Genomic DNA, 23,364 nt, shown 5'->3' with positions numbered 1-23,364 from the left:
GGCGGCAGCGTCCGGGGAAACCGCCGTACCCGCGCTGCCGTCGGCAGTCGCGAGCCCCGCTTCGGAGGCGGACCAGGCTTCTCCGATGCCGCTTCTCGCCGAAGGGACGGGCACCGAGGTCGTTCCGCCTCCCGGACCTGCGCCTGCCCCTCGGGAAGGGGCGCCGGCGAATGCACCCGCGAATTCCGCGATGATGGAGGTGCATTCGGACGGCGACGCCCAGGCGGAGGCTGCAGCTACGTTGTCGGTGACGGAATCCGCGGACGGCGTCACCGTGGCCGTCTACGGCAAATCGCCGCCGCCGTCGGCGAAAGCGGCCGCGCCCGTCGAAGTTGCCGACCCGGCGCCCCGAAGGGAGCTGACGGTACTCGCGGAGGATAGGGAGTCCGAGTCCGTCTTCGTATACGCGGACCGCAAAAGGATCGGCCAGGTGCTCACGAACCTCGTCTCGAACGCCGTCCGGCATACCCCGGAAGAGGGCTGCATCGAGCTCGGGCTGAGAATCCGCGGCGGGAATCTGGAATGGTTCGTGCGCAATGAAGGGCCTGCCATACCGGAAGCCGACTTGACGCGTATCTGGGAGCCCTTCTTTCGGGGGGACAAAGCGCGAAGCCGCGACCGGGGAGGCACCGGCATCGGGCTGGCCGTCACGAAGCAGATATTGGAGCTGCACGGCGGACGATTCGGAGCCGCGAATCGGGCGGACGGCGTGGAGTTCTGCTTTTCGCTTCCCCTTCCCCGCAAGGAACCGCCGCCCGCGAACGCAAACGGGAGTTAGCGCCAACCGCGCTAACTCCCGTTTTCATCCGTATCGGCTTTCCGATCCAGGAATAGGACCCGCATCACCCCAAATGCTGCAAGGCGATCTCCAGCACCGCCCGGTTTTTCGCTTCGATCTCGGCGCGTCGCGGCATGGGCGTCCAGGCGGCCGTGTCGTCCAGCCATGTGCGCGGAAGCTCGTCGGGGCGTTCGGCCGCGACGATGCGAGGCCAATCGGCCGGCAGCTTCGCGCCTTGCGGAGAAGCGTCGATCTCCCGCAGCAGCGGGTGATCGGTCATCTCCAGCCACAGCAGCCCCCAGGCGCGGGGGACGACGTGCCAATGCTCGTAGCCGCCGCCTCCGAGCGCGACCCAGCGGCCGCCTGTCCATTCGTGCGCGAGCCGGTGGATGAGCTTCGGCATCTCGCGGTAAATTCGCATGCTGCAGTGGATGTGGGCGAGCGGATCGAGCGCGTGCGCGTCGCAGCCGTGCTGGCTGACGATCACGTCCGGACGGAACGAGCACAGGATGCGCTCAAGCGCCGCCTCGAAGCAGGCCAGCCAGGAATCGTCCTCCGTGTAGGGTTCCACCGGAACGTTCAGGCAGGCGCCGTAGCCCGAGCTTTCGCCTCGCTCGCTGGCGAAGCCCGTGCCGGGAAACAGAAATTTTCCCGTCTCGTGAATGGAGAACGTGAATACGTCAGGGTCCGTGTAGAAGCTCCATTGCACGCCGTCGCCGTGGTGGACGTCGGTATCGATGTACAGCACCTTGGCGCCGTAGCGGTCGGTCATATAGGAGATGGCCGCCGCCGCGTCGTTGTAAACGCAGAAGCCCGCTCCCCGATCGGGAAACGCATGGTGCAGTCCGCCGCCGAGATGAAGCGCATGCAAGGTGCCGCCGCTCATGACCGCTTCCGCCGCGGCCAGCGAGCCGGCGACGATGGACGCGGCGGCGTCGTGCATCCCCGGGAAGTAGGGCGTATCCCCGTCCGGCTCAAGGCCGAACCGGGCCGCCTGCTCCTCCACGCCGGCCGGGGGAGACGCCGCGCTCAGCTCCTTCACGGCCCGAACGTAGTCGGACCGGTGGATTCGCTGAAGCGCTTCCTCGACGCCGCGCGGGTCCGGCGCGGCGATCTGGGCGTCGCCCAGCGCGCCGCCGAGGCGAAGCAGGTCTTCCGTCAAGCGGAGACGAATCGGATGAAACGGGTGGTCTTCGCGAAAATGATAACGGGCCGCCGGAGAGCAGTCGATCCACAGCGGGCCGGTCGCGGATGAAGTCAAGGCCATCTCTTCCTTTCCCGTAAAACGATCGTTCAATACATAAAACGTTGGCGGAACCGCACGCGGTCGAACTGCTCGGCGGAGGAGAGCGGCACGTCCTTGCCGATCCGAACCATCAGGCAGTTGGCCGGATGCGCGCAAATCTCCGGATCGTCCGTGGCGAACCAGACCATGCCGACCGACTTCATCAGCTTCTCCATCATTTCGCGGTATTGCCAGACGTTCATGCCGCTGCCTTCGAGGTCCCAGTGCCAATAATATTCGGTCGTGTAAATAATGGCGTTGTCCAGCTGCCCTTCCGCGAACGCGACCGCGAGCATCGCCTTGGCCAGACCAAAGCCGCGGTAAGCGTTCGCCACCTCGATCGCGCCGAGCTCGATCAGGTCGTCCATCCCGCCTTCGGACCACCGTTCCAGCTCGTCCGGGTAATGGAACGTCACGTATCCGACGACGACGTTGCCGTCGACGGCCGCGATAATCCGTCCTTCCGGCAGCTCGGCGATCTCGACGAGGGCGGCGTGCTGCTCGGCCGGGCGCCGAAACGCGTCCAGGGACGAATGAAGCGAGTAATCGCGCAGCCGCTCCGGCGGAATCGGTCCTTCGACGACAAGCGGCCTGCCCGGACCGGAACGGATTTGTTTCTGATACCGCTTCAGATGCTCCACGACGGGGCACCTCCTTTGGACGTTATTATACACGATGTCCGGCTCCGGGGGGGAGTGGCGATTCCGCGACGTTTTTTCGCCGGGCGGTTTTGTGCGAAAAGGGGCCTTCCGGACAATGGAAAATCCGCCTGCCGCAGCATGACCCGAAGCGCGCGAATGTGCTATAATGGCGATAGCGCTCTCCGAAAGACCCGTTGTAAGCGCATACGTTGTCGGAGCGGTAGACTGTACTCTTACGGGATGGTGAAGGACATGACAATGCAGAACGACGAGAAGCTGGCGGTAACCGCCCCGGTTTCCAACCTTGGACCTTATGAAGAAGCGGTAAGCAGCTTTCGCTGGGAAGATGTGGAGTCATTTTTCTCCTGGTCTCGCACCGGCAAGGTAAACATGGCCTACGAGGCGATCGACCGGCACGTGGAGAACGGCAAGGGCGACCGCATCGCTCTCTATTACAGCGACAACCAGCGGGACGAGAGCTACACGTACGCCCAGCTGTCGGAAGCGTCCAACCGGTTCGCGAACGTGCTGCGCAAGCTCGGCATCGGCAAGGGCGACCGCGTTTTCATTTTTATGCCGCGTACGCCGGAGCTGTACTTCGGCCTCCTCGGCGCGCTGAAGGTCGGCGCCGTGGTCGGGCCGCTGTTCGAAGCGTTCATGGAGACGGCGGTTCGGGACCGGCTGCAGGATAGCGGAGCGGTCGCCATCGTCACGACGCCGGCGCTGATCTCGCGGGTGCCGCGGGCGGAACTGCCGGAGCTGAAGCATCTGATCGTATACGGCGAAGGGGTGGAGGAAGGCGACGGCGTCGTCGATTTCGCCAAGGCGATGGCCGCGGCGGAAGACAAGGCCGAGATCGAATGGCTCGGTCGCGAGGACGGACTCATCCTTCATTATACGTCCGGCTCTACCGGCAAGCCCAAAGGCGTCTATCACGTGCAGAATGCCATGATTCAACATTATTATACCGGACGCGTCGTCCTGGACCTGAGGGAAGGGGACGTCTATTGGTGCACGGCCGACCCGGGCTGGGTAACGGGAACGTCCTACGGCGTGTTCGCCCCGTGGCTGAACGGCGTCACCAACGTCGTCCGCGGCGGCCGCTTCAGCCCGCAGGACTGGTACGGCACGTTGGAAAAGTATAAAGTAACCGTCTGGTACAGCGCGCCGACGGCTTTCCGCATGCTGATGGGGGCGGGAGACGATGCGGTGAATGGCTTCGACTTGTCCAGCGTTCGCCACGTGCTCAGCGTCGGCGAGCCGCTCAACCCGGAAGTGGTCCGGTGGGGGCTCAAAGTGTACGGCCAGCGCATCCACGATACGTGGTGGATGACGGAGACCGGCGGCCAGCTCATCTGCAATTATCCTAGCATGGAGATCAAGCCGGGCTCGATGGGCCGTCCGGTGCCGGGCATTCAGGCTTCGATCATCGACGATCAGGGGAACGAGCTGCCGCCGTTCCGGATGGGCAACCTGGCGATCCGCACGCCTTGGCCCTCGATGATGCGCAAGATCTGGAACAACCCGGCCAAATACGAAGAGTATTTCCGTATCCCCGGCTGGTACGTATCCGGCGACTCGGCGTACAAGGACGAAGAAGGCTACTTCTGGTTCCAAGGCCGGATCGACGACGTCATCAACACGTCGGGCGAACGCGTCGGCCCGTTCGAGGTCGAGAGCAAGCTGGTCGAGCATCCGGCGGTTGCCGAAGCCGGCGTCATCGGCAAGCCCGACCCGCTGCGCGGCGAGATCATCAAAGCGTTCATCTCGCTGCGGGAAGGCTTTGAGCCGTCCGACGAGCTGAAGGCCGACATCTCCAAGTTCGTAAAGGTCGGCTTGTCCGCCCACGCGGCTCCGCGCGAGATCGAATTCCGCGACAAGCTGCCGAAGACCCGCAGCGGCAAAATCATGCGCCGCGTTCTCAAGGCTTGGGAGCTGAACCTGCCGACCGGCGACTTGTCGACAATCGAAGATTGATTCCGCTGCTTCCGTAACGACTCCCCGGTATCCGCTCGGTTTGACGAGCGATGCCGGGGAGTTCTTTTCTTGCGGAGAGCGACACAGCGACCGGGCTCTTGAAGCCGAAATCCCCCTGCCTCAGGAAGCTTTCCTGAGGCAGGGGGATTTCGATGATAAGCGTATGATGAGAGGAAGGGTCCCGAGTCGTCTCGGGGCTACCCGATCTGAATCGAACCCGAAGGGTCGGACGAGCCGGAGGAGCCCACCGCCGTGATCCGGTACCAGCCGTTCGGCTGAAGCGTCACGTATTCGAACCGGGTGGATTCCGTCGTTCCGAGCAGCTTGAACGAGCCCTTCTTCGACGAGCTGTACCACACTTCATACTTCTTGACCCCCTCCGGCACGGGGTTGGCGTTCCAACTGAGCGAGACGCCGACGTTGCTGCTTTTCCCCGTCAAGCCGGTCGGAGCGGAGGGGGCGGCCTGAACCGGCGGATTGCTTCCGTCTCCCGAGTCGGTCGAAGTGTCGTCAGGAGGCAGCAGGATGTCGCTGCCGGGGTCGTTCAAGCCGGGAAACGACGAATCTCCGGTCGAATCGCCGGCGTCGCTTCCGGGCCCCGCACCGACTTCCGAGCTCCGGTCCGATTCGTTGCCGCCGACGTCGACCGCCGTGACATAGTACCGGTACTGGTTGCCTCCGGAAATGTAATTGACGAATTTCGTCTCGTCCCCCGCGAAGACGGAAGCTTCCACCTTCTGATAAGGTCCGCCGTTCACGGAGCGGTACAGGCGATAACCCGCCACGTCGGCTTCGGGGCTGGCCGAGAAGGTGATGCGCGCGATTCCTCCGCTCAGCGTCTCCTCTACGACGTTGCCGGGCGGCGACGGCTTCTTGCCGTCCTCGACCCGCGGATCCGCCTTCGAAGGCGCGCTGTCCTTGGCGTCTCTCGGCACGTAATACGACAGCGGCTTGCGCGCGTCAGCCGACACGTGAGGCAGCGCCGCCTGAATTTCTTCCATCAATTCGTCCAGCGGCTTCTCGCGCTTGACCATGACCGATTCCCGGAGCAGATCTTCCGGCGTTCCAGGCTGCGGCACGTAATTGACGCCGTTGTACTTGATATACTTCACCTTGACGAGCGAATCGTCGGTTTCGGTCGGCACATATCTCTTGTCGAAGATGTCGGTGACCGTCTTTCCGGCCGACTTCGTCAAATCCGAAGGCAGCTTGCCGCTGACGCTCGATACGGTCTTCGTCACGATGCCGTCAGGCTTCGCGAACTCCTTGGTCGGGAACAGTTCGGGCTTCTTCTCGGTGACCGAGTTCATGATCTTCGCCCAGATCTGCTTCGCCCGATTGTGGCCGTCGGTCGACAGCGTGTAGATCGATTTCTCGTAACCGGCCCACACTCCGAGCGTAATGTCCGGCGTAAAGCCTTCGAACCAAACGTCGGAATAATCCTGCGTCGTACCGGTCTTGCCGACGAACGGAATTTTGCCGTACCCCTTGAACAGCGTCTTGAGGGAGGTGGCGGTTCCTTCCGTAATGACGTTGTGCAGCATGTCGGTCATCAAATACGTGGCTTGCTCGGACGCGACTCGCGTCGGCGTCGTTTCATGCTCGTAGACGACATTGTTGTTGGCATCCCGGATCTCTTGAATCATATAAGGCTTGTTGAACATGCCTTTATTGGCGATCGCGCCGTAAGCGCCGGTCAACTCCTCGACGCTCGTTCCGTACGTGAGGCCGCCGATAACGCCGGTTTGCGCATGGTCGTCCGCGGGCACCAGCGTCGTGATTCCCAGCTTGCGCGCGAACGCCCACGCTTCCGGAATCGTGACCTTGTCGAGGAAGATCTTCAGCGCCGGAATATTGAGCGACTTGGCGAGCGCCGTGCGGGCCGTAACGAGGCCCGAATAGTAATTTTCCGAGTTTTTGGGGATATGCTTGCTCGTTCCCCCGTTGTTCAGAATGATCGGCGAATCGTCCAGGATGCTTGCCGGCTGGATCAATCCTTTGTCCAGGGCCGGCAGATACGCGGCGATCGGTTTCATGGAGGACCCGGGCTGACGCGTCATCTGCGTGGCCAGGTTCAACTGCTCCAATTGGAAATCGCGGCCTTCGATCATGCCGAGAATGGCGCCCGTCTTCTGATCGAGCATGACCGAAGCGATCTGCTCGACGCCTTTGACCGCGTTGTCGGGAGCGAAGTTCTTGGGATTCTCCGCGACGTCGTGCATCAAATCGTAGACCGTTTTGTCGATGGTGGTCGTGACCTTGTACCCGCCGCTGAGCAGCTCTTGCCGGGCGTTCTCGACCAGTTCGGCGTTCTCCTTCTTGCTCAGGTCCGCCTGCGTCAGGTTCGGATTCTCCTTGAGCACGAGAATTTGCGCCGCTTCCCGTTCGGTCTCGAGCATCAGATACGGATACGTGTTGTACGCTTTCGGGGTCGGCTTCGCCAGCGACGAATAGAGATCGAACTTGAGCGCGTCGTCATACTGCGTTTGCGTGATCTTGCCGTTGTCCAGCATCGCCTGCAGCACGAGCTTCTGCCGGGCCACCGCGCGGTTGAAATTGGCCTCGTTGAACTCGCCCTTGCTGTTGAAGGCGGAGAAGGCCGACGGCCGTTGCGGAACGCCCGCCAGGTAAGCCGCCTGCGCCAGGTTCAGCTGGTTCAGCTCGACGCCGAAAATGCCTTTGGCCGCGGCTTTGATCCCGTACAGCGTATAGCCGGAGGAGCCGTTGCCGTACAAAATTTTGTTCAAATAGGCCGTAATGATCTGTTCCTTGGACAAAAATTGTTCCAGCCTGAGCGAGAGGAAGATCTCCTTCGCTTTGCGGGCGTTCGTGACGTCCAGCGACAGAAATACCCGACGGGCCAGCTGCTGGGTCAAGGTGCTGCCCCCGGTCTGCACGTCTTCGTTCAGAACCTGCTGCTTGACCGCCCGGAACAGGCCGTTCGTATCGATGCCGGGATGGCTGAAAAAGTTTTTGTCCTCGATCGAGGTGACGGCGTCGATCACGACCTGAGGAATTTGATCGTATGTAACCGGCAGCCGGTCTTCGTCGGTTCGCAACTGGCCGACCAATGTGTTGTCGTGAAAATAAACGAATCCCGTAATGGCGTTCTGGTTGATCTTCTCCTCGATGAAGGACCGGCTGCGGACGGGATCGTCCTTCACCAGCGAGGCGACGTAGCCCGCCACGGCGCCGGCGGCGACAAGCCCTGACAAAATGCCGAACAGCACGAGCCAGAGGAACGTGTATACAGGCAGCTTGACGGCCATGCTCCAGCCGTAGCGCTCCCGCTTCTCTCGCTTTTTGGGAGGAGTTTTTTTGGTATCGGTCATATTTGGCCTCCTTCAACAAACAGAATCATTATAGCATAATTTAAACGCGTTGACTTCTTTCGCGGGGGAGGGCCGGGAAGCGGGAAAGCGCGGAGACTTTGAGGGACGAAAGGAGGGGAAGTCCCGGGAAAAACGGGCAGCGCCATCCGAAAAATAAGCAACTTTGCCTATCCCTGAAACGTATAATGTCATGTAAGGGCGATGTCGGGTTGCGAGGAGAGGATGCCTATGGAAGCGTTATTCTGGTGCTGCTTGACTTTCGGCGCGCTGATGGCGATCGTGACGCTCGTGTTCGGAGATCATCTCGGCGGGGCGTCGGACGGCTTGTTCGGATGGCTGTCGATCGATGTCCATCATCTGTTCCAGCCGGTCGTTCTGTCCGGCGGCGTGACGGTGTTCGGCGGCGCGGGCTTGCTGCTTCGCCGGTATTCCGGCTGGCCGGCTTCGGGCGTGTACGCCGTCTCGCTGGCGTTCGCCGCGGCGGTCGGCGTCGGCATGTACTTCCTCTACGTGAAGCCGATGGAGAGCAGCGAGAATTCGACGGGGTATTCGATCGTCGAGCTGGCGGGCAAGCGGGCGGAGGTGCTGACGCCGATTCCGTCCAAGGGGTACGGCGAGGTGCTGGTGCGGGTAGGGGCGGGCAATACCAGCCATATCGCCGCCAGCTTCGACGGAGAAGAGGTGCCTTCGGGGACGCCGGTCGTCGTCGTCGAAGTGAAGGACGGGACGCTTTACGTGTCCCGAATGGATTAGCGCCCGACCCGGTTTTACCTCTAAATCAGACAAAGAAGGCAGGGGAGCTGTATGAACTCGTTTCCGGATTATTTGTACATACCGATCCTGGTCGTGGCGGTGCTGCTCGTGCTCGGCCTCGCGTTCTGGGCGCGCTACAAGACGGTGTCTCCCGACGAGGCGATGATCGTCACCGGCTCGTTCCTCGGCAGCAAGAACGTCTCGGTAGACGAGTCGGGACGCCGGATCAAGATCGTCCGCGGCGGCGGAGCGTTCATTCTGCCGGTGTTCCAGCAGTCGCAGTTCCTGTCGCTGCTGTCGCACAAGCTGGACGTGACGACGCCGGAAGTGTATACCGAGCAAGGCGTCCCGGTCCTGACCGACGCTGTGGCGATCATCAAGATCGGGGGTTCCGTCGAAGACGTGGCTACGGCCGCCGAGCAGTTCATGGGCAAGCCGACGCAGGCGCTGCAGTCGGAGGCGCAGGAAGTGCTGGAAGGCCATCTGCGGGCCATTCTCGGGACGATGACGGTCGAGGAAGTATACCGCAATCGCGATAAATTCGCGCAGGAAGTGCAGGGAGTGGCGGCCCGCGATCTGAAGAAGATGGGGCTTCAAATCGTCTCGTTCACGATCAAGGACGTCCGCGACAAGCACGGCTATCTGGAGGCGCTCGGCAAGCCGCGCATCGCGGCGGTAAGGCGGGACGCGGATATCGCGGAGGCGCAGGCGATTCGCGATTCGCGGATCCAGAAGGCGCTGGCGGAGGAAGAAGGACAGAAGGCCGAGCTGCTGCGCGACACGAACATCGCCGAGGCGACGAAGGAGAAGGAGCTGAAGGTCGCTTCGTTCAAACGCGAGCAGGATTCCGCCAAGGCCGAAGCGGACCAGGCGTATTCGATTCAGGAAGCCCGCTCCAAGCAAAGCGTCGTCGAGGAGCAGATGAAGGTCGAACTGGTGCGCAAGGAGCGGGAGATCGACCTGGAAGCGAAGGAAATCCTGCGCCGCGAGAAGCAGTACGACGCGGAAGTGAAGAAGAAGGCGGACGCCGACCGCTACGCGGTCGAGCAAGCGGCGGAAGCCGAGAAGGCGCGGCAGCTTCGCGAAGCGGACGCGCTGCAGTACCGGATCGAAGCCGAGGCGAAGGCGAGCGCGGAACAGAAGCGGCTGAACGGTCTCGCGGAAGCCGAGGCGCAGCGCGCCAAAGGTACGGCGGAGGCGGAGGTGGTCCGGCTGCGCGGACTCGCGGAGGCGGAAGCGAAGGAGAAGCTGGCGCAGGCGTTCGAGAAGTTCGGAGAAGCGGCGGTTCTCGACATCATCGTCAAGATGCTGCCGGAGCTGGCGGGCAAGGTCGCGGAGCCGATCTCGTCGATCGACAAGCTGACGGTCGTCGACACCGGCCACGGCGAAGGCGCCGCGCGGGTCAGCAACTACGTCACGTCGCTGATGGCGACGGCGCCCGAGATGCTGAAGAACGTGTCCGGCATCGACATCGGCAAGCTCGTGCAAGGGTTGACGCGCAAGGCCGTGCCCTCGGTCGGAGAGACGACGCCTGTCGTTCCCCCGGCGAAGCCGGCGGAATGACGGTACCTCGCACAAGCGCATGACGTTCATCCGCATTCCAAGACCGTCCGGGCAAAAGCCCGCACGGTCTTTCCTTTTTTTCTGCAAACCTTCGCACTTGCTTTCATGTTTTATGATAAGGAGGAAAGGAGCGATCGCATGAAAATCAACCATCTCAATTTAACGGTTACGGATGTCCGGGCTGCCCAGCGTTTTCTGGAGACCTACTTCGGCCTCGTCCCCGTAGGAGCGCGCGGCGACAACTTCGTCGTCCTGTTCGACGACGACCGCTTTGTCCTTACTCTAATGAAGGGAAAAGAAGTCAGCTATCCGAAGACGTTCCATGTCGGGTTCCCGCAGAAGAACGAGGAAGCGGTGAACGAGATGAACCGGCGCCTGAAGGAGGACGGGTACGAGGTTACGGAGCCCGTTCATGCGCACGGTTATACTTTTTACGTAAAGGCGCCGGGAGGATATACGATCGAAGTGTGCTATTGAAGCGCGCAGCGGGACAAAAAACGCGAAACGGCGGCGCCGGGATCGTCTCCCCGGCACCGCCGTTTCTTCGTCTTGATGAAGCCGCGGATTAGCGGCTGTAGAATTCGACGATTTGCTTCTCGTCGATGTCCTGGGACAGCTCTTCGCGGCTCGGCAGGCGAACGTACTTGCCTTCCATGGCCGTGGCGTTGAAGTCGAGGTAGGTCGGCAGATGATGCCGCGCTTCCACCGCTTCCTTGATCGCTTTGAGGCCGCGGCTGCGCTCGCGCAGGCCGATCACGTCTCCGGGCTGTACGGTGTAGGAGGCGATATTGACCTTCTGTCCGTTAACCGTTACGTGTCCGTGCGATACCAGCTGGCGGGCGCCGGGACGGGAATTGGACCAGCCGAGGCGGTAGACCAGGTTGTCCAGACGGCTCTCGAGCAGGAACATGAAGTTCTCGCCGGATTTGCCCTTCATCTTGGATGCGCGGTCGAACAGGTTGTGGAACTGCTTCTCGTTCAGGCCGTACATATGGCGAAGCTTTTGCTTCTCCATCAATTGCAGGCCGTAGCCGCTCACCTTGCGGCGTTGGTTGGCGCCATGCTGCCCCGGAGGGAACGGGCGCTTCAGATCTTTGCCGGTTCCGCTCAGGGAAATGCCGAGACGGCGGCTCAATTTAAACTTGGGTCCGGTATAACGTGCCATGAATGTGCAAACTCCTTTTTCAAAATCGGATTTTGAAAATGGGAATCGTTGCGCCGGTCGACGCCAACCCGCGAAGAGGCGCGAAGCCAGCTTCCGGTTTCCGGCAGGGATGTTCAGCCGCAGCCCGCCGTCGGGTCTTCCGTGAGGGTGACACAAACTTATAACCCAATATTCAACAAGTTATATTATACGAAACTGACCCTCGAAGTCAAGATAAGCCCGCTGGGAAAAAAACGATTGATAGCGCGCCGCTTTCGCGGTATTCTGGGGGCAAGCTCCGCCTGCGCCAGTATTGTTAACGGAATGTTAAGCGCTTACTCTTTTCATACCGAAGTCGCAGAGATGCGGCTTCTTTTCATCTCGCGGCACCGATCAAGCCAATCAGGGAGGCTCCGTTCATGATGAAGGTCAGGCCGCGAAGCGGCCGTTCGGCGGGCGCTTATACATACTCGCTCAAATATCGCTTCCTTCTCATCCTCGTCGTCAGCACGCTGACGCCGCTGGCGATTATCGGCAGCATCTCGTACGTGTCGATGTACGACATACTGAGAAACAAGGCCGAGGCCGGCGTGCGCAGCAACCTGCACCAAGTCCGCCTGTCCCTGGACGACACCCTCGCCCACCTGAACCACGCTTCCCAGCAGCTCGCTTTCGACGGCCGCGTCGGCAAAAACCTGGAGAACTACCTGTCGGCCGACCTGTATGAGAAAAAGCAGCTGAGCGACGAAATCCGCAACGAAATCAGCCTGATCCATTTCACGAACCCGACGCTCGGTCTCATGTTTTATTATTTCGCGGACGATCGGCAGGTCTTGTTCGAAAATTACGGCGTCAGCGAAGATTTCGATCCGGGCAAGCTTCCGGTGCTGTTCAAATACAACCAGATTACCTACTACGGCCCGCATATGTCCAACAATCCGATCGACGGGCACATCGTTCTGTCCATCTCGAGAAAGGTCGACTTGCCGGACCGGGACGACGTGTACGTCTATATCGAGACGAACTTCAAGATGGCCGAGACGATCATCCAAGGCGATCAATTCGGCGGAGACCTGATCCACCTGATCGCGGATCCGGACGGGAAAGTCGTCTACAGCGAGGCGCCGGACCGCTTTCCTCGCGGCATGGTCGTAACGGGCGGAACGAAGAACAGGAGCCTTGCGAAGGATTACCTGACGTACGAGGAGAGCAGCAACCAGGAGTGGATGGCGATCGCCGCCATCTCCAAATCGAAGTACCGCTCGGAGATTACCCGCTGGGAGCTGCAATTCGCTTTTTTCGCGGCACTTACGCTCGTGGCGAGCTGTCTCATCGCCTGGCTGGTCTGGCGGACCGTCTATCGCCCGCTCACTCTGCTGGGCAAGGACATCCGCAGCGTGAAGCATCGCGGCGAGGCGTTCCCGGAGCGAAGGTCCCGCATTCGGGAATTCGCCGTCATCTACCGGGAATTCGCCGATATGCGCGAGCGGATCGGCGAGCTGATCGCGGACGTGGAGGTGAAGGAGAAAGGCAAGGCGCGGCTGGAAGTCGAGAAGCTGATGAGCCAGATCAACCCGCACTTCGTTCACAATACGCTCGATACGATCCGGTGGGTCGCCCGCGGCAACGGACAGAAAGAGATCGACCGTCTCGTCTCGAATCTGAACAAGGTGCTTCATTACAACCTCGGCAAAGGCGGCGAGGCGCGGCTCGCGGCCGAGATCGAGGCGCTCCGGAGCTATGTCGAGCTGCAGTCGGTGCGCTATAACTTTCAATTCGACGTCCGGATCGAAGCCCATCCGGCTTTGCTGGAATTGCCGATTCCGCGCTTCATTCTTCAGCCGCTCGTCGAGAACGCGCTTTTTCACGGGCTCGACGAAGACGGCTGGATCGAGGTCAGCGTAGCGGAGGAGAGCGGAACCCACCTGCGCATCCGCGTGACCGACAACGGCGAAGGAATGGGGCCGGAAGAGATCGAACGGCTGCTGGGCGGCCGGTCCTCCGGCGGCAAGAAAGCGGGGCTCGGCATCGGGCTGGGCTACGTTTACCAGATGGTGAAGTATCAGTTCGGAACCGACGGAAGCTTTCAAATCCATAGCGAGCCGGGAGGCGGCACGACGATCGAGCTGCGGCTTCCCCTCGCGCGCGAGGAGGGTTAGCCCTTGATCAAAGTGCTGGTCGTCGACGATGATTATTTGGTGCGAAGAGGCTTCATCTCGATGATGCCGTGGAAGGACCACGGGCTCGAAGTGGTCGGGGAAGCCGGCAACGGCCGGAAAGCGCTCGAATTCCTGCAGGAGCGTCCGGTCGACCTCGTCGTCACCGATTTGGCGATGCCGGTCATGACGGGCATCGAGTTGATGAGGCAGGCGAAGGAACGGTTCCCGGACGTCCATGCGGTCGTTCTGACGTTCCATCAGGATTTCGATCTCATACAGGAGGCGCTTCGTCTCGGCGCGCTGGATTATATTACGAAGGTCGAGCTGGAGGACGAGCGGATGGACGACGTGCTCCGGCGCATCTCCCGCCGCCTCCGGGAGGCGATCGCGGCGAAGGCGCTGAGGAGCGAAGCAGCGGAGGAAGCCGTGTCGATGCGCAAGCTGCAAGAGGTCGGGGAGCGCTGGGCGGCTCCCGACTGGGTGACGAGCGACTGCGCCTTCCGCGAGGCGCTGGAGGAGACGGCACGGCTGCGGTTGTCCGCCGCCCAGACGGAGCGTCTGTTTTATGTCGCCGCGGAAAGGTGGAAGCGGCTGTACGGCAGTCGTTCCGTTCTCGAGTCCCCGCCGGGCGGCCGGGAATGGAGCGAGTGGGAGCGATGGCTGGCATGCGTCCGGGCCGACGTACGGTCGTTTATCGATCCGCAGCCGTATTCGGCCGAAGTGAAGGCAAGCATCCTGAGGGCGGTCGACTATATCAAGCACGGCATGCAGGGCGAGCTGCTGCTCCCCGAAGTGGCCAAGCGGGTCCATATGAGCCGCAGCTACTTCAGCCGGTGCTTCCGCGATATCGTCGGCAAAACGTTCAACGAGTATGTCCGCGAGGTTCGGGTCGAACATGCCAAGGTGCTGCTGCGGCAGACGAACAAGACGATCGGCTGGGTCGCGACGCAGTCGGGCTATCCGAACGAGAAGTATTTTTGCAAAGTGTTCCGGGAATTGACGGGCGTTCTTCCGAGCGAGTACCGCAAGCGGGAGAAGCCGGTGGCGTCGCTCTAAAAGTCTCTGATCCGAAGGACCCAATCGGGATTCGGGCAGGTTCAAATCGTCTTCCGCGAAGTGCACTTCCGTCCGATTCGTACCATTCGGCGCGAACCGGAGATCAAACGTGCCGATCTTGAGGATGCATTCTGACCCCGGGGCAGGCGGCATTCCTTATGATGATATCGGATTCCAATCGTACAGGGAGGGGAATGCATGAGAACTAGGAAGGCGTGGGGAGCGCTTGCGATGTCGGCGGTGATGGCGGCGGCGCTGCTGTCGGCTTGTTCCGGCAGCAACGGCAGCAATGGCAGCAACGGCAACGACGCCAACGACGGCAGCGCGGGCGGTTCGCAACCGAGCGCGAGCGAGAGCGGAGGCGGGCAGTCGCCGTCCGCAAGCGGCGGACAGGCAGGGGCCGCCGATCCGTACAAGCTGCCGGATCCGGTCGAAGTGACGACCTTCAAAGGCGTCACGCCGAACGCCAAGCTGCCGGAAGGGGATACGGTCGAAGACAACCAGTATACCCGCTACATCAAAGACAAGACGAACATCAGCTTCAAGCTGCTCTGGTACGCTTCCGGCCAGGATTACGACCAGAAGATGAAGCTGGCCGTGGCGAGCAACGATCTGCCGGACATGATGATCGTCGACGAACCGACATTCCTTTCGTTGGCCGAGGCCGGCCAGCTGGAAGATTTGACGGACGTGTACGCCAAATACGCCGCTCCGCTCACCAAGGAACTGTACGCGTCCACCGATAACAAGGCGCTGGATAAAGCCGCCTACAAAGGGAAGCTGCTAGGCATTCCGAACATCAGCGTCCAGGCCGACTCCGTCGCCATGGTGTGGGTGCGGAAGGACTGGCTGGACAAACTCGGCCTTCAGCCGCCCAAGACGGTCGACGACGTCGAGAAGATCGCCAAAGCGTTCGTAGAGAACGATCCGGACGGCAACGGGAAAGCGGACACGATCGGCATGACCGGCTCCGCCTCCGCGCTGTCGGCTCCCGCCAAGGCGGCATTCCACAATTTCAAGCCGATTTTCGAAGCGTTCGGCGCCTACCCGGGCAATTGGATCAAAGACAGCTCCGGCAATATCGTCTACGGCTCGATCCAGCCGGAGACGAAGGCGGCGCTCGGCAAGCTGCGCGACTGGTACCAGGCCGGACTGATCGACAAGGAGTTCGCGCTGCGCAAGGACACGAACGAGCCGGTCGTCAGCGGCAAGGCCGGCATCTTCATGGGCCCCTGGTGGGCCGGCGGCATGCTGGCCGATACGTACAAGAACAATCCGCAGGCGGACTTCGAGCCCTATCTCGTTCCGGACGCAAACGGGAAAATCAACAATTTGCTGGTGCCGGTCAGTCAGCGATTTATCGTCGCCAAAAAAGGGATGAAGCATCCGGAAGCGGCGGTCGTGTACGCCAATACGTTTATCGCGGCGCAGCGCAAGACCGATCCGGACGCCCTCAAGCTCGACTTCACGATCGATGCCACGTACTGGCCGATCGGCAATGCGACGTTCGACTACGCGGACGCCGTCGAACGCAAAGCCGACGCGCTGAAAAAGGCGCTCGCCGGCGAGACGCCACCGGACAGCCTGACGCCGGAAGTCAAGGCGCTCTATGACAACGCCGTGAAGGACAAGGCGAGCCCCCGGTCGGACCTGACCGTGTGGAAATCGTACTACGGCTACACGACGCCGGCGGATCTGCTGAAGACGGACATGAACAAAATGTACGGCGAATTCACGACGACGACGAAGACGATGGGACGCAAGTGGGCGAACCTCGACAAGATGGAGCAGGAGACGTTCTACAAAATCGTGATGGGCGAGCAGCCGCTGGACGCGTTCGACAAATACGTATCGGACTGGAAGTCGCAGGGCGGCGACGAGATCACGAAGGAAGTGCGGGAAGCGGTCGCCAGCGTCAAATAAGGCCGGCGGCGAGCCTTTGCGCAGAGCCTTAATTTACCGGTGAAATACGGTGCAACAAGCGGCATTGTTCCGACGATCGCGATCGGAAGAACGATGCCGCCGACAGGCGCCGGCTTTTTCATCGGAACGACTGGGGGGGAGTCAGGCACGATGAGGTTCAGAGCTTACTACAAGCATTACCACCTGATGCTGCTTCCGGGGATCGCGCTCATGATCGTCTTCCATGTCGTGCCGATGCTCGGCATCGCGATCGCGTTCCAGGATTTCAAGATCGGCCGCGGTGTCTGGGGATCGCAATGGATCGGCTTCGAGAACTTTACGTATATGTTCCAAATTCACGACAGCGCCGTCATTTTTTATAACACCGCTTTCATCTCGCTTATGAAAATGATCGCCCACCTGATCGTTCCGCTCGTTTTCGCGATCCTGCTGAATGAGGTGAGAATCCGGAGCGTCAAACGATGGGTGCAGACGATCGTATATGTGCCCCATTTTCTGTCCTGGGTCATTCTGGCCAGCGTCATCAGCGACATGCTGTCCCTGAACGGCATCGTCAATCAGCTCGTCAAGGCGCTCGGCTTCGACCCGGTCATGTTCCTCGCCAGCAACCGGTGGTTCCCGGCGATCATCGTCGGCAGCGACATCTGGAAGGAGTTCGGCTTCGCCGCCATTATCTACCTGGCCGCCCTGGCCGGCATCAATCCGAATCTGTACGAAGCGGCGGAGATGGACGGGGCCAGCCGGATCAAGCAGTTGATTTACGTTACGCTGCCGAGCCTGATGCCGACCGTCGTGCTGCTGGCGACGCTCAGCATCGGCAACATTCTGAACGCCGGCTTCGATCAGATTTTCAACCTGTACAATCCGCTCGTGTACAGCTCCGGCGATATTATCGACACCTACGTTTACCGGGTCGGGCTCGTGCAGGCGCAGTACGGCTTCGCGACCGCGGTCGGGCTCATGAAGTCGCTCGTCGGATTCATCATGATCGTGCTGAGCTATCGGATCGCCTACAAATATGCCAATTATCGTATTTTCTAAATAAAGCGGGTGAGCGTTCTGGTACGGAATAAAACGTTCGGCTCTCGGCTGTCGGAGGGCGTCCTGCTGGCGGTCATGCTCTTGATCTCGGCCGTCTCGCTGGCCCCGGTATGGCATACCGTCTCCCTCTCGTTCAGCGACAACGCCGCCGCGGCGGGCGGCTTCGTCAAGTTCTGGCCGCGCGGCTTCAACCTGGAATCGTATCGGAAAATCATGGTCGAGCCGCATTTTCTCCATTCGTTTCTCGTATCGGTGGAACGGGTGCTGCTCGGCGGGGCAATCAATTTCGCGCTGACGGTGCTGATGGCGTATCCGCTGTCGCGCAGCGGCAAGGAATTCCCGCTTCGCTCGGCGTACATGTGGTTTCTGCTGTTCACGATGCTGTTCAGCGGCGGCGTCATTCCGCTGTACATCACCGTCAAGTCGCTCGGCATGTTCAATACGCTGTGGGCGCTCGTGCTGCCCGGCGCGGTGCCGGTGTTCAACGTCGTGCTGCTGATGAACTTCTTCCGCAACTTGCCGAAGGAGCTGAGCGAGGCGGGCTACATGGACGGCGCAGGACCGTGGTTCATGATGCTGAAAGTGTTCCTTCCGCTGTCGCTGCCGTCGCTGGCCACGGTGACTCTGTTCAGCGTCGTCGGTCACTGGAATTCGTTCTTCGACGGGATGATCTTTATGCGCAGCGTGGAAAATTATCCGCTGCAAACGTATATTCAGCAGCTCGTCGTGCAGCTCAACATCGCGGACCTGGATTCGACGCAGGCGGAGCTGCTGGAGAAAATATCCGACAAGACGCTGAACGCCGCCAAGATCGTCGTCTCGATGGTGCCGATTCTGGCCATCTACCCGTTCCTGCAAAAATATTTCATTCACGGAATCATGCTCGGATCCGTTAAAGAGTAGGGGAGGCGTTATGAAATGAAGCTGACGGTCATGACTTTCAATCTTCGCTACGATAATCCTGAGGACGGCGTTAACGCCTGGCCTCGCCGCGCCGACAAGGCGGCGGAGGCCATTCTGGGGAACCGGCCGGCTCTGGTCGGCACGCAGGAAGGTCTTCACGGGATGCTGGAGGAGCTGGACGAACGCCTTGCGGCGTACGATCGGATCGGGGAAGGCCGCGAGGGCGGGCAGGCGGGCGAATACAACGCGGTCTGGTATGACCGGGAGAGGCTCGAAGCGCTGGAGCACGGGCAGTTCTGGCTGTCGGAGACGCCGTCCGAGCCCGGCAGCATGGGCTGGGACGCCGCATGCACCCGCATCTGCACGTGGGCGCGCTTCCGGTCCAGGCAGGAGCCGCGGCGGGAGCTGCTGATGTTCAACACGCACCTGGATCATTTGGGCCAGACAGCCCGGGAGAACGGAATCGGGCTGATCCTGCGGGCCATCCGGCAGGAGCGGGAACGGTTCGCATCCGGGGGAGAACGGGAGCGGCCGCTTCCGGTCGTGCTGACCGGCGATTTCAACGCGGAGCCGGACAATCCGGCCGTTCTTTTGCCAAGCAAGGAAGAAGGCGAAGAGGGCGGCTTGGCGCTAGTCAACGCGTTCGATGCGCTCGAAGGAGCTCCGGGCGCCACCTATCACGGCTTCCGCGGCGGCGAGGAGGGCGAGCCGATCGACTATATTTTCGCCTCGCGCGACGTCCGCCCGACCGGGACGAAGATTGTCCGCGACCCGATCCGGGGCGGCTATCCGTCCGACCATTACCCGGTCCTGGCGACAATCGAGTTATAGGGGAGAAGGATATGGGAGCCATGAGGACGAACGAGCCGCGCCGGGCGGAGATAACGTTTACCCGCGCCGTCGCCCGCGGCGAGCAGGGCGGGTACTTGGAGATTCCTTTTGAGATGCCGGATCGGGTCGAAGAGCTGCACGTCGAATACCGGGTCGAGTCGCCCGGCGAAGAGAAGGCGGTCATCGATCTGGGCGTTCGCGACGCGACCAGAATCAGAGGGTGGAGCGGCGGCGCGCGCACGTGCTTCCGGATCGGCACGGAGCGGGCGACTCCCGGCTACATGCCCGGCCCGCTTGCCCCTGGCCGATGGGCGGTGGTGCACAATGCGTACCGGGTGCCGGAGGAAGGCTGCGTCGTCTCGGTAACCGTGCGCCTGTCGTTTCGAACCCCGCGCTGGCTGAGAGGCGACCTGCACACGCACAGCGTGCACAGCGACGGGAAGTTTACGCTTGCCGAGAACGCGGCGATCATGGAGCGGCTCGGCTGCGATTTCATCGCCATGACCGATCACAACGCGGTCAGCCAGAACGAGGCCTACCCGCGCGAGACGGACCTCGTCATGATTCCCGGCATGGAATTCACGACGAACTACGGGCACTGCAACTTTCTCGGCGTTCCGGATCCGCTGGACGATTTCCGCGTCGCGAACCAGGCGGACGTGGACGCCAAGCTGGCGGAAGCCCGCCGAAAGGGCGCGATGCTGGTCCTGAACCATCCTCTTTGCGAATACTGCCCGTGGGAATGGAGCCTAGACGCCGAATTCGACGCGGTGGAGATCTGGAACGGTCCGTTCGCGGACCGCAACGCCCGCGCTCTCGCCTGGTGGCAGAGGCAGCTGGCGCTCGGACGGCGCCTTGTCGCCGTCGGCGGCAGCGACGTTCATCGGCCCGACCGCTTCGTCAAGCACGCCATGCCGTGCACGTGGGTGCTTGCCGAGACGCGAACCGCGGCGGGCATCCTGGACGGGATCGCCAAGGGGCATGTCGTCATCTCTCATGCGCCGGACGGCCCGTTTATCGACCTGACGTGCGGTTCGTTCCGGGGCGGCGACGTTTATCCGGCGGAGCGTCTGAGGGAGCCGATCCGGCTTTGGCTGGACGGCTTGCACGCCGGCGACGTCGTAAAGCTGATCGGAGCGGAAGGCGTCGCGAGCGAGCGGACCGCCGCGGAAGACGGCGAGCTTGCGCTGGAGGAGGAAGCGGCGGCGGCAGGTTCCTCCGGCTTCGTCCGGGCGGAAGTGTGGCGCTTTTTCGGGGAGGCGGGAACCATGCTTCCCGCCGCCGTCAGCAATCCGATTTACTTCGAATAGGGCAAGTCGGGCGACCCGGGAGGCGGGTCGCTTCTCGTTTTTCGAGGGCTGCGCCGAGTATCCGAACAATCTTGGAAACGGATTCCATGCGGTGGAGAAATTTTGCTTCCCAAGTCCCTATATTTTCCTGCTTAAGCCGGATGATATAGTGCAAAATTCCTGCAATCATTGTATAGTTATGTTAATAGGACAGTGCGTAAGTATGGCAAGGAGGGGCTGCGGATGGCACTTCAAGACGATCGGGAATCTCATCGGCTCAATCAGGAAGGGACGCCGCCATCCCGCGATCCTCAAGACCTTCCGAACTGGGTTCAGAGACAGGACCTGGCGGAAGCCGATTTGCCTTATATTCATTCGCTCCTGGCGGCCAGCTATGCGGACTGGCAGGAGCAGGCCGAAGGCTTTCCATGGCCGACGGGCCGTCCGATCGTCCTCCTCCATCTGGACGGTTCGCGAGTGGCCCCCGCGGCCGACTCCCCGGAGGACAACGGCATGTCGCCATGGGACTGGAGCCCGGAAGCGCTGGGGCCGACGGCGGCCAGCATCGCCTTCGGCACCTGCCGTCCGACGCTGACGCGGGCGGACGAGCATGCGGCCCCCTCGCTCAAAGCGTTCGATTCGATGGCCGTGCCGATTTTTACCCGTACGACGGGCATCATTTGCGCCGCCTTCGCCTGCTTGCTGCCGGCGGGCGCGGCCCAAGCCGGCGAGCTGAAGCTGCTTCAGTCCGCCGCTTTGCATTTTCGAACCTGTCTGTATAGACGCTTCGAGCTGCTCTTCGTCAAGGACCTCATGCGCGCGACCCAACTGACGAATCGGGAGGAGCGGCGGCGCGACCTGCTGTTCGAGGTCATGAGGCGCATGAACGATCATATCGACGTCGAGAACGTGCTGGCGGAAGTGTTCGATATATTGGAGCAGGCGTATCCGCTGTGCCGGACCGATCTGTTCCTGTCGCAGGACTACAGCAGCTCCAACGAGAAAGTGAAACCGCTCGCTTTCCATCAGCAGGAGATGGACATCTGCTGGAAATCGTTCATGGAAGGCGCGATGCGGGAAGAGCGCGAGGGGGGCCGAAGGCGGATCGCCCTTCCCCTCGCCGGCAAGCAGGGGGTTTACGGCGTCCTGCTGCTGGACGTGCTGGAGACGGACTTCGACGACTCGGACTTACGGTTCGTCACGATGCTGACGAGCGGCGCCGGAACGGCGTTCGAGAAAGCGAAGCTGCATGAGCAGTCGAACACGCTGATCGGCGAGCTTCGCCTGATCAACGAGCTGACCCAGCGGCTCAACAGCAGCTTGCGCCTGGCCGATACGATGCAGTTCGCGAACGCGGAGCTGCTGCATATTTTCAAGGCGGACCACTGTTTTATCCTGCAATTGGATCCGCTGAACGGCCACTTCATCATCATGTCGACGAACGCGCCGGAGATGAACAACGAGACGTTCGACCAGGATTACGGCTTCTGCGGCGTCATGCTGTCCACGAAGGAACCGATCATTCTGTCGGATTACCATTCCGCGACGCCGGTCGCCTCCTACTTGATGGACGTAACGCATTCGCGTTCTCTGCTCGCCTCGCCGCTGCTGCTGAACGGGGACGTGATCGGCGCGGTCATGGTGACGCATGGACTGCCGAACCATTTTTCCTACGACAATTACAAGCTGCTGCAAGTGCTGTCGGCGCATCTGGGCCTCGCGCTGTCGAATTCGACGCTGCACGCCGAAGTTCGCCGCATGGTGATCACCGACCAGCTGACCGGGCTGTACGTTCGGCATTATTTGAACGAGCGCATCCAGCGCAAGCTGCAGAAAGACGCCCATGGATCGCTCATTCTGGTGGATATCGATTATTTCAAAAAAATCAACGACACGTACGGCCACCAAATCGGCGACGCGATTCTGATCCAGGTGTGCAACATTATCCGGTCGTCGATCCGGGATTCGGACATCGCGGCCCGCTGGGGCGGGGAAGAGCTGGCCATCTACTTGCCCAAGCTGACGCTGGAGCAGGCGATGCGGGTGGCGGAACGGATCCGCAATCGCGTGGAAGAGGAGACGAGCCCGAACGTGACCGTCTCCTGCGGGTTGTCGGAGTGGATGTCGACAGACGAGAAGATCAGCGTCGAATCGTTGTTTTATCGGGCCGATATGGCCTTGTACGAAGCCAAGAACGGCGGCCGCAACAACGTAGCGGTCGGATAGCGACGCGAAAAAGCAGCCTCGCGCCTTCGGGTGCGGGGCTTTGCCTTGCGATTCTAGGTCGGCCGGAGCGTCCCGACTGGAGCATCTCGGCCGGCCTTTTTGGCGCGGTCGTCGCAAGGGATGCCCCTTCGGCGAAGAGGATCCGCTCATGCGGCGAGCTGTGAAGCGGCTCGGGAGGGGAATAACGCGGAAAAGTCGAGTTATCGGGCAGAAGTTCAGTCGAGATGGCGGAATAACGCGGAAAAATCGAGCAAATATGGCTGAGGAAAGAGCCGGACGCCGAATACGCCGCCGCCCCGAATAGCCCGCGACGACAGGGAGACGCTAGGAGGGAAAGGAGGCGCTGCCATGTTCGGGCGGATATGGATACGGGGCTGCGCGGCAGCGGTACTGATCGGCTGCGCCGGGCTCGCCGGCGGGTGCGGGGGCCCGGGCGAAGCGTCGCCCCGAGACGCGTTCGCGT

The 23,364-nt window shown here is 61.4% G+C and carries 17 protein-coding genes; 13 read left to right on the top strand and 4 right to left on the bottom strand.

Going from position 1 to position 23,364, the window contains the following annotated elements; all coding sequences use genetic code 11:
- Window positions 1–778 (top strand): sensor histidine kinase (locus tag H7C18_RS22825; protein ID WP_185131425.1); only part of this gene is annotated, 778 nt, incomplete at its 5' end.
- Between the two features lie 64 nt (window positions 779–842).
- Here H7C18_RS22825 and H7C18_RS22820 read toward each other — a convergent pair.
- On the bottom strand, window positions 843–2,039 hold the full coding sequence (locus H7C18_RS22820; protein WP_238357895.1) for an acetoin utilization protein AcuC: 1,197 nt from the start codon (window positions 2,037–2,039) through the stop codon (window positions 843–845).
- Window positions 2,040–2,071: 32 nt separating this feature from the next.
- Complete coding sequence (locus H7C18_RS22815) at window positions 2,072–2,704, bottom strand: GNAT family N-acetyltransferase (protein ID WP_185131423.1); 633 nt, start codon at window positions 2,702–2,704, stop codon at window positions 2,072–2,074.
- Between the two features lie 252 nt (window positions 2,705–2,956).
- Here H7C18_RS22815 and acsA point away from each other — a divergent pair, with 252 nt between their 5' ends.
- On the top strand, window positions 2,957–4,681 hold the full coding sequence (acsA, locus tag H7C18_RS22810) for an acetate--CoA ligase (protein WP_185131422.1): 1,725 nt from the start codon (window positions 2,957–2,959) through the stop codon (window positions 4,679–4,681).
- A gap of 197 nt (window positions 4,682–4,878) precedes the next feature.
- On the opposite strand, the gene H7C18_RS22805 is transcribed toward acsA, so the two are convergent.
- The gene (locus tag H7C18_RS22805) at window positions 4,879–8,013 is read right to left on the bottom strand and encodes a transglycosylase domain-containing protein (RefSeq protein WP_185131421.1); all 3,135 of its coding nucleotides are present in this window, start codon (window positions 8,011–8,013) and stop codon (window positions 4,879–4,881) included.
- Window positions 8,014–8,241: 228 nt separating this feature from the next.
- On the opposite strand from H7C18_RS22805, the gene H7C18_RS22800 reads away from it, so the two are divergent.
- From H7C18_RS22800 to H7C18_RS22790, 3 genes are all read left to right on the top strand, one after another.
- Window positions 8,242–8,766: an NfeD family membrane protein gene (locus tag H7C18_RS22800; protein WP_185131420.1), complete on the top strand. Its 525-nt coding sequence runs from the start codon at window positions 8,242–8,244 to the stop codon at window positions 8,764–8,766.
- Between the two features lie 51 nt (window positions 8,767–8,817).
- Window positions 8,818–10,329 carry a flotillin family protein gene (locus tag H7C18_RS22795; RefSeq protein ID WP_185131419.1) on the top strand — a complete coding sequence of 504 codons (1,512 nt, stop codon included), beginning with the start codon at window positions 8,818–8,820 and terminating at the stop codon, window positions 10,327–10,329.
- A gap of 138 nt (window positions 10,330–10,467) precedes the next feature.
- Window positions 10,468–10,806 (top strand): VOC family protein, encoded by a 339-nt coding sequence (locus tag H7C18_RS22790; RefSeq protein ID WP_185131418.1) that lies wholly within the window; start codon window positions 10,468–10,470, stop codon window positions 10,804–10,806.
- An 88-nt stretch (window positions 10,807–10,894) separates the two neighbouring features.
- On the opposite strand, the gene rpsD is transcribed toward H7C18_RS22790, so the two are convergent.
- Window positions 10,895–11,494, bottom strand: coding sequence for a 30S ribosomal protein S4 (gene rpsD, locus H7C18_RS22785; protein WP_185131417.1), 600 nt, complete (start codon window positions 11,492–11,494; stop codon window positions 10,895–10,897).
- Between the two features lie 398 nt (window positions 11,495–11,892).
- On the opposite strand from rpsD, the gene H7C18_RS22780 reads away from it, so the two are divergent.
- The 8 genes from H7C18_RS22780 (at window position 11,893) to H7C18_RS22745 (ending at window position 22,901) form a co-directional block, all read left to right on the top strand.
- Window positions 11,893–13,632, top strand: coding sequence for a sensor histidine kinase (locus H7C18_RS22780; protein ID WP_185131416.1), 1,740 nt, complete (start codon window positions 11,893–11,895; stop codon window positions 13,630–13,632).
- A 12-nt stretch (window positions 13,633–13,644) separates the two neighbouring features.
- Window positions 13,645–14,688: a helix-turn-helix domain-containing protein gene (locus tag H7C18_RS22775; RefSeq protein WP_337913890.1), complete on the top strand. Its 1,044-nt coding sequence runs from the start codon at window positions 13,645–13,647 to the stop codon at window positions 14,686–14,688.
- A 198-nt stretch (window positions 14,689–14,886) separates the two neighbouring features.
- Window positions 14,887–16,611: an extracellular solute-binding protein gene (locus H7C18_RS22770; protein WP_185131414.1), complete on the top strand. Its 1,725-nt coding sequence runs from the start codon at window positions 14,887–14,889 to the stop codon at window positions 16,609–16,611.
- Window positions 16,612–16,761: 150 nt separating this feature from the next.
- The gene (locus tag H7C18_RS22765) at window positions 16,762–17,652 is read left to right on the top strand and encodes an ABC transporter permease (protein WP_185131413.1); all 891 of its coding nucleotides are present in this window, start codon (window positions 16,762–16,764) and stop codon (window positions 17,650–17,652) included.
- An 18-nt stretch (window positions 17,653–17,670) separates the two neighbouring features.
- Window positions 17,671–18,555: a carbohydrate ABC transporter permease gene (locus tag H7C18_RS22760; protein ID WP_185131427.1), complete on the top strand. Its 885-nt coding sequence runs from the start codon at window positions 17,671–17,673 to the stop codon at window positions 18,553–18,555.
- Between the two features lie 15 nt (window positions 18,556–18,570).
- Window positions 18,571–19,386 carry an endonuclease/exonuclease/phosphatase family protein gene (locus H7C18_RS22755; protein WP_185131412.1) on the top strand — a complete coding sequence of 272 codons (816 nt, stop codon included), beginning with the start codon at window positions 18,571–18,573 and terminating at the stop codon, window positions 19,384–19,386.
- Between the two features lie 11 nt (window positions 19,387–19,397).
- A complete protein-coding gene (locus H7C18_RS22750; protein ID WP_238357894.1) occupies window positions 19,398–20,696 on the top strand; it encodes a CehA/McbA family metallohydrolase in 1,299 nt (432 codons plus the stop codon).
- Window positions 20,697–20,918: 222 nt separating this feature from the next.
- The gene (locus H7C18_RS22745) at window positions 20,919–22,901 is read left to right on the top strand and encodes a sensor domain-containing diguanylate cyclase (protein WP_185131411.1); all 1,983 of its coding nucleotides are present in this window, start codon (window positions 20,919–20,921) and stop codon (window positions 22,899–22,901) included.
- Window positions 22,902–23,364: the final 463 nt, after the last annotated feature.

The sequence above is a fragment of the Cohnella zeiphila genome (genome assembly GCF_014212055.1).
Classification (GTDB): Bacteria; Bacillota; Bacilli; order Paenibacillales; family Paenibacillaceae; genus Cohnella; species Cohnella zeiphila.
The sequence above is the reverse complement of the archived record's forward strand: the minus strand, read 5'-3'. Positions and strand labels throughout refer to the sequence as shown.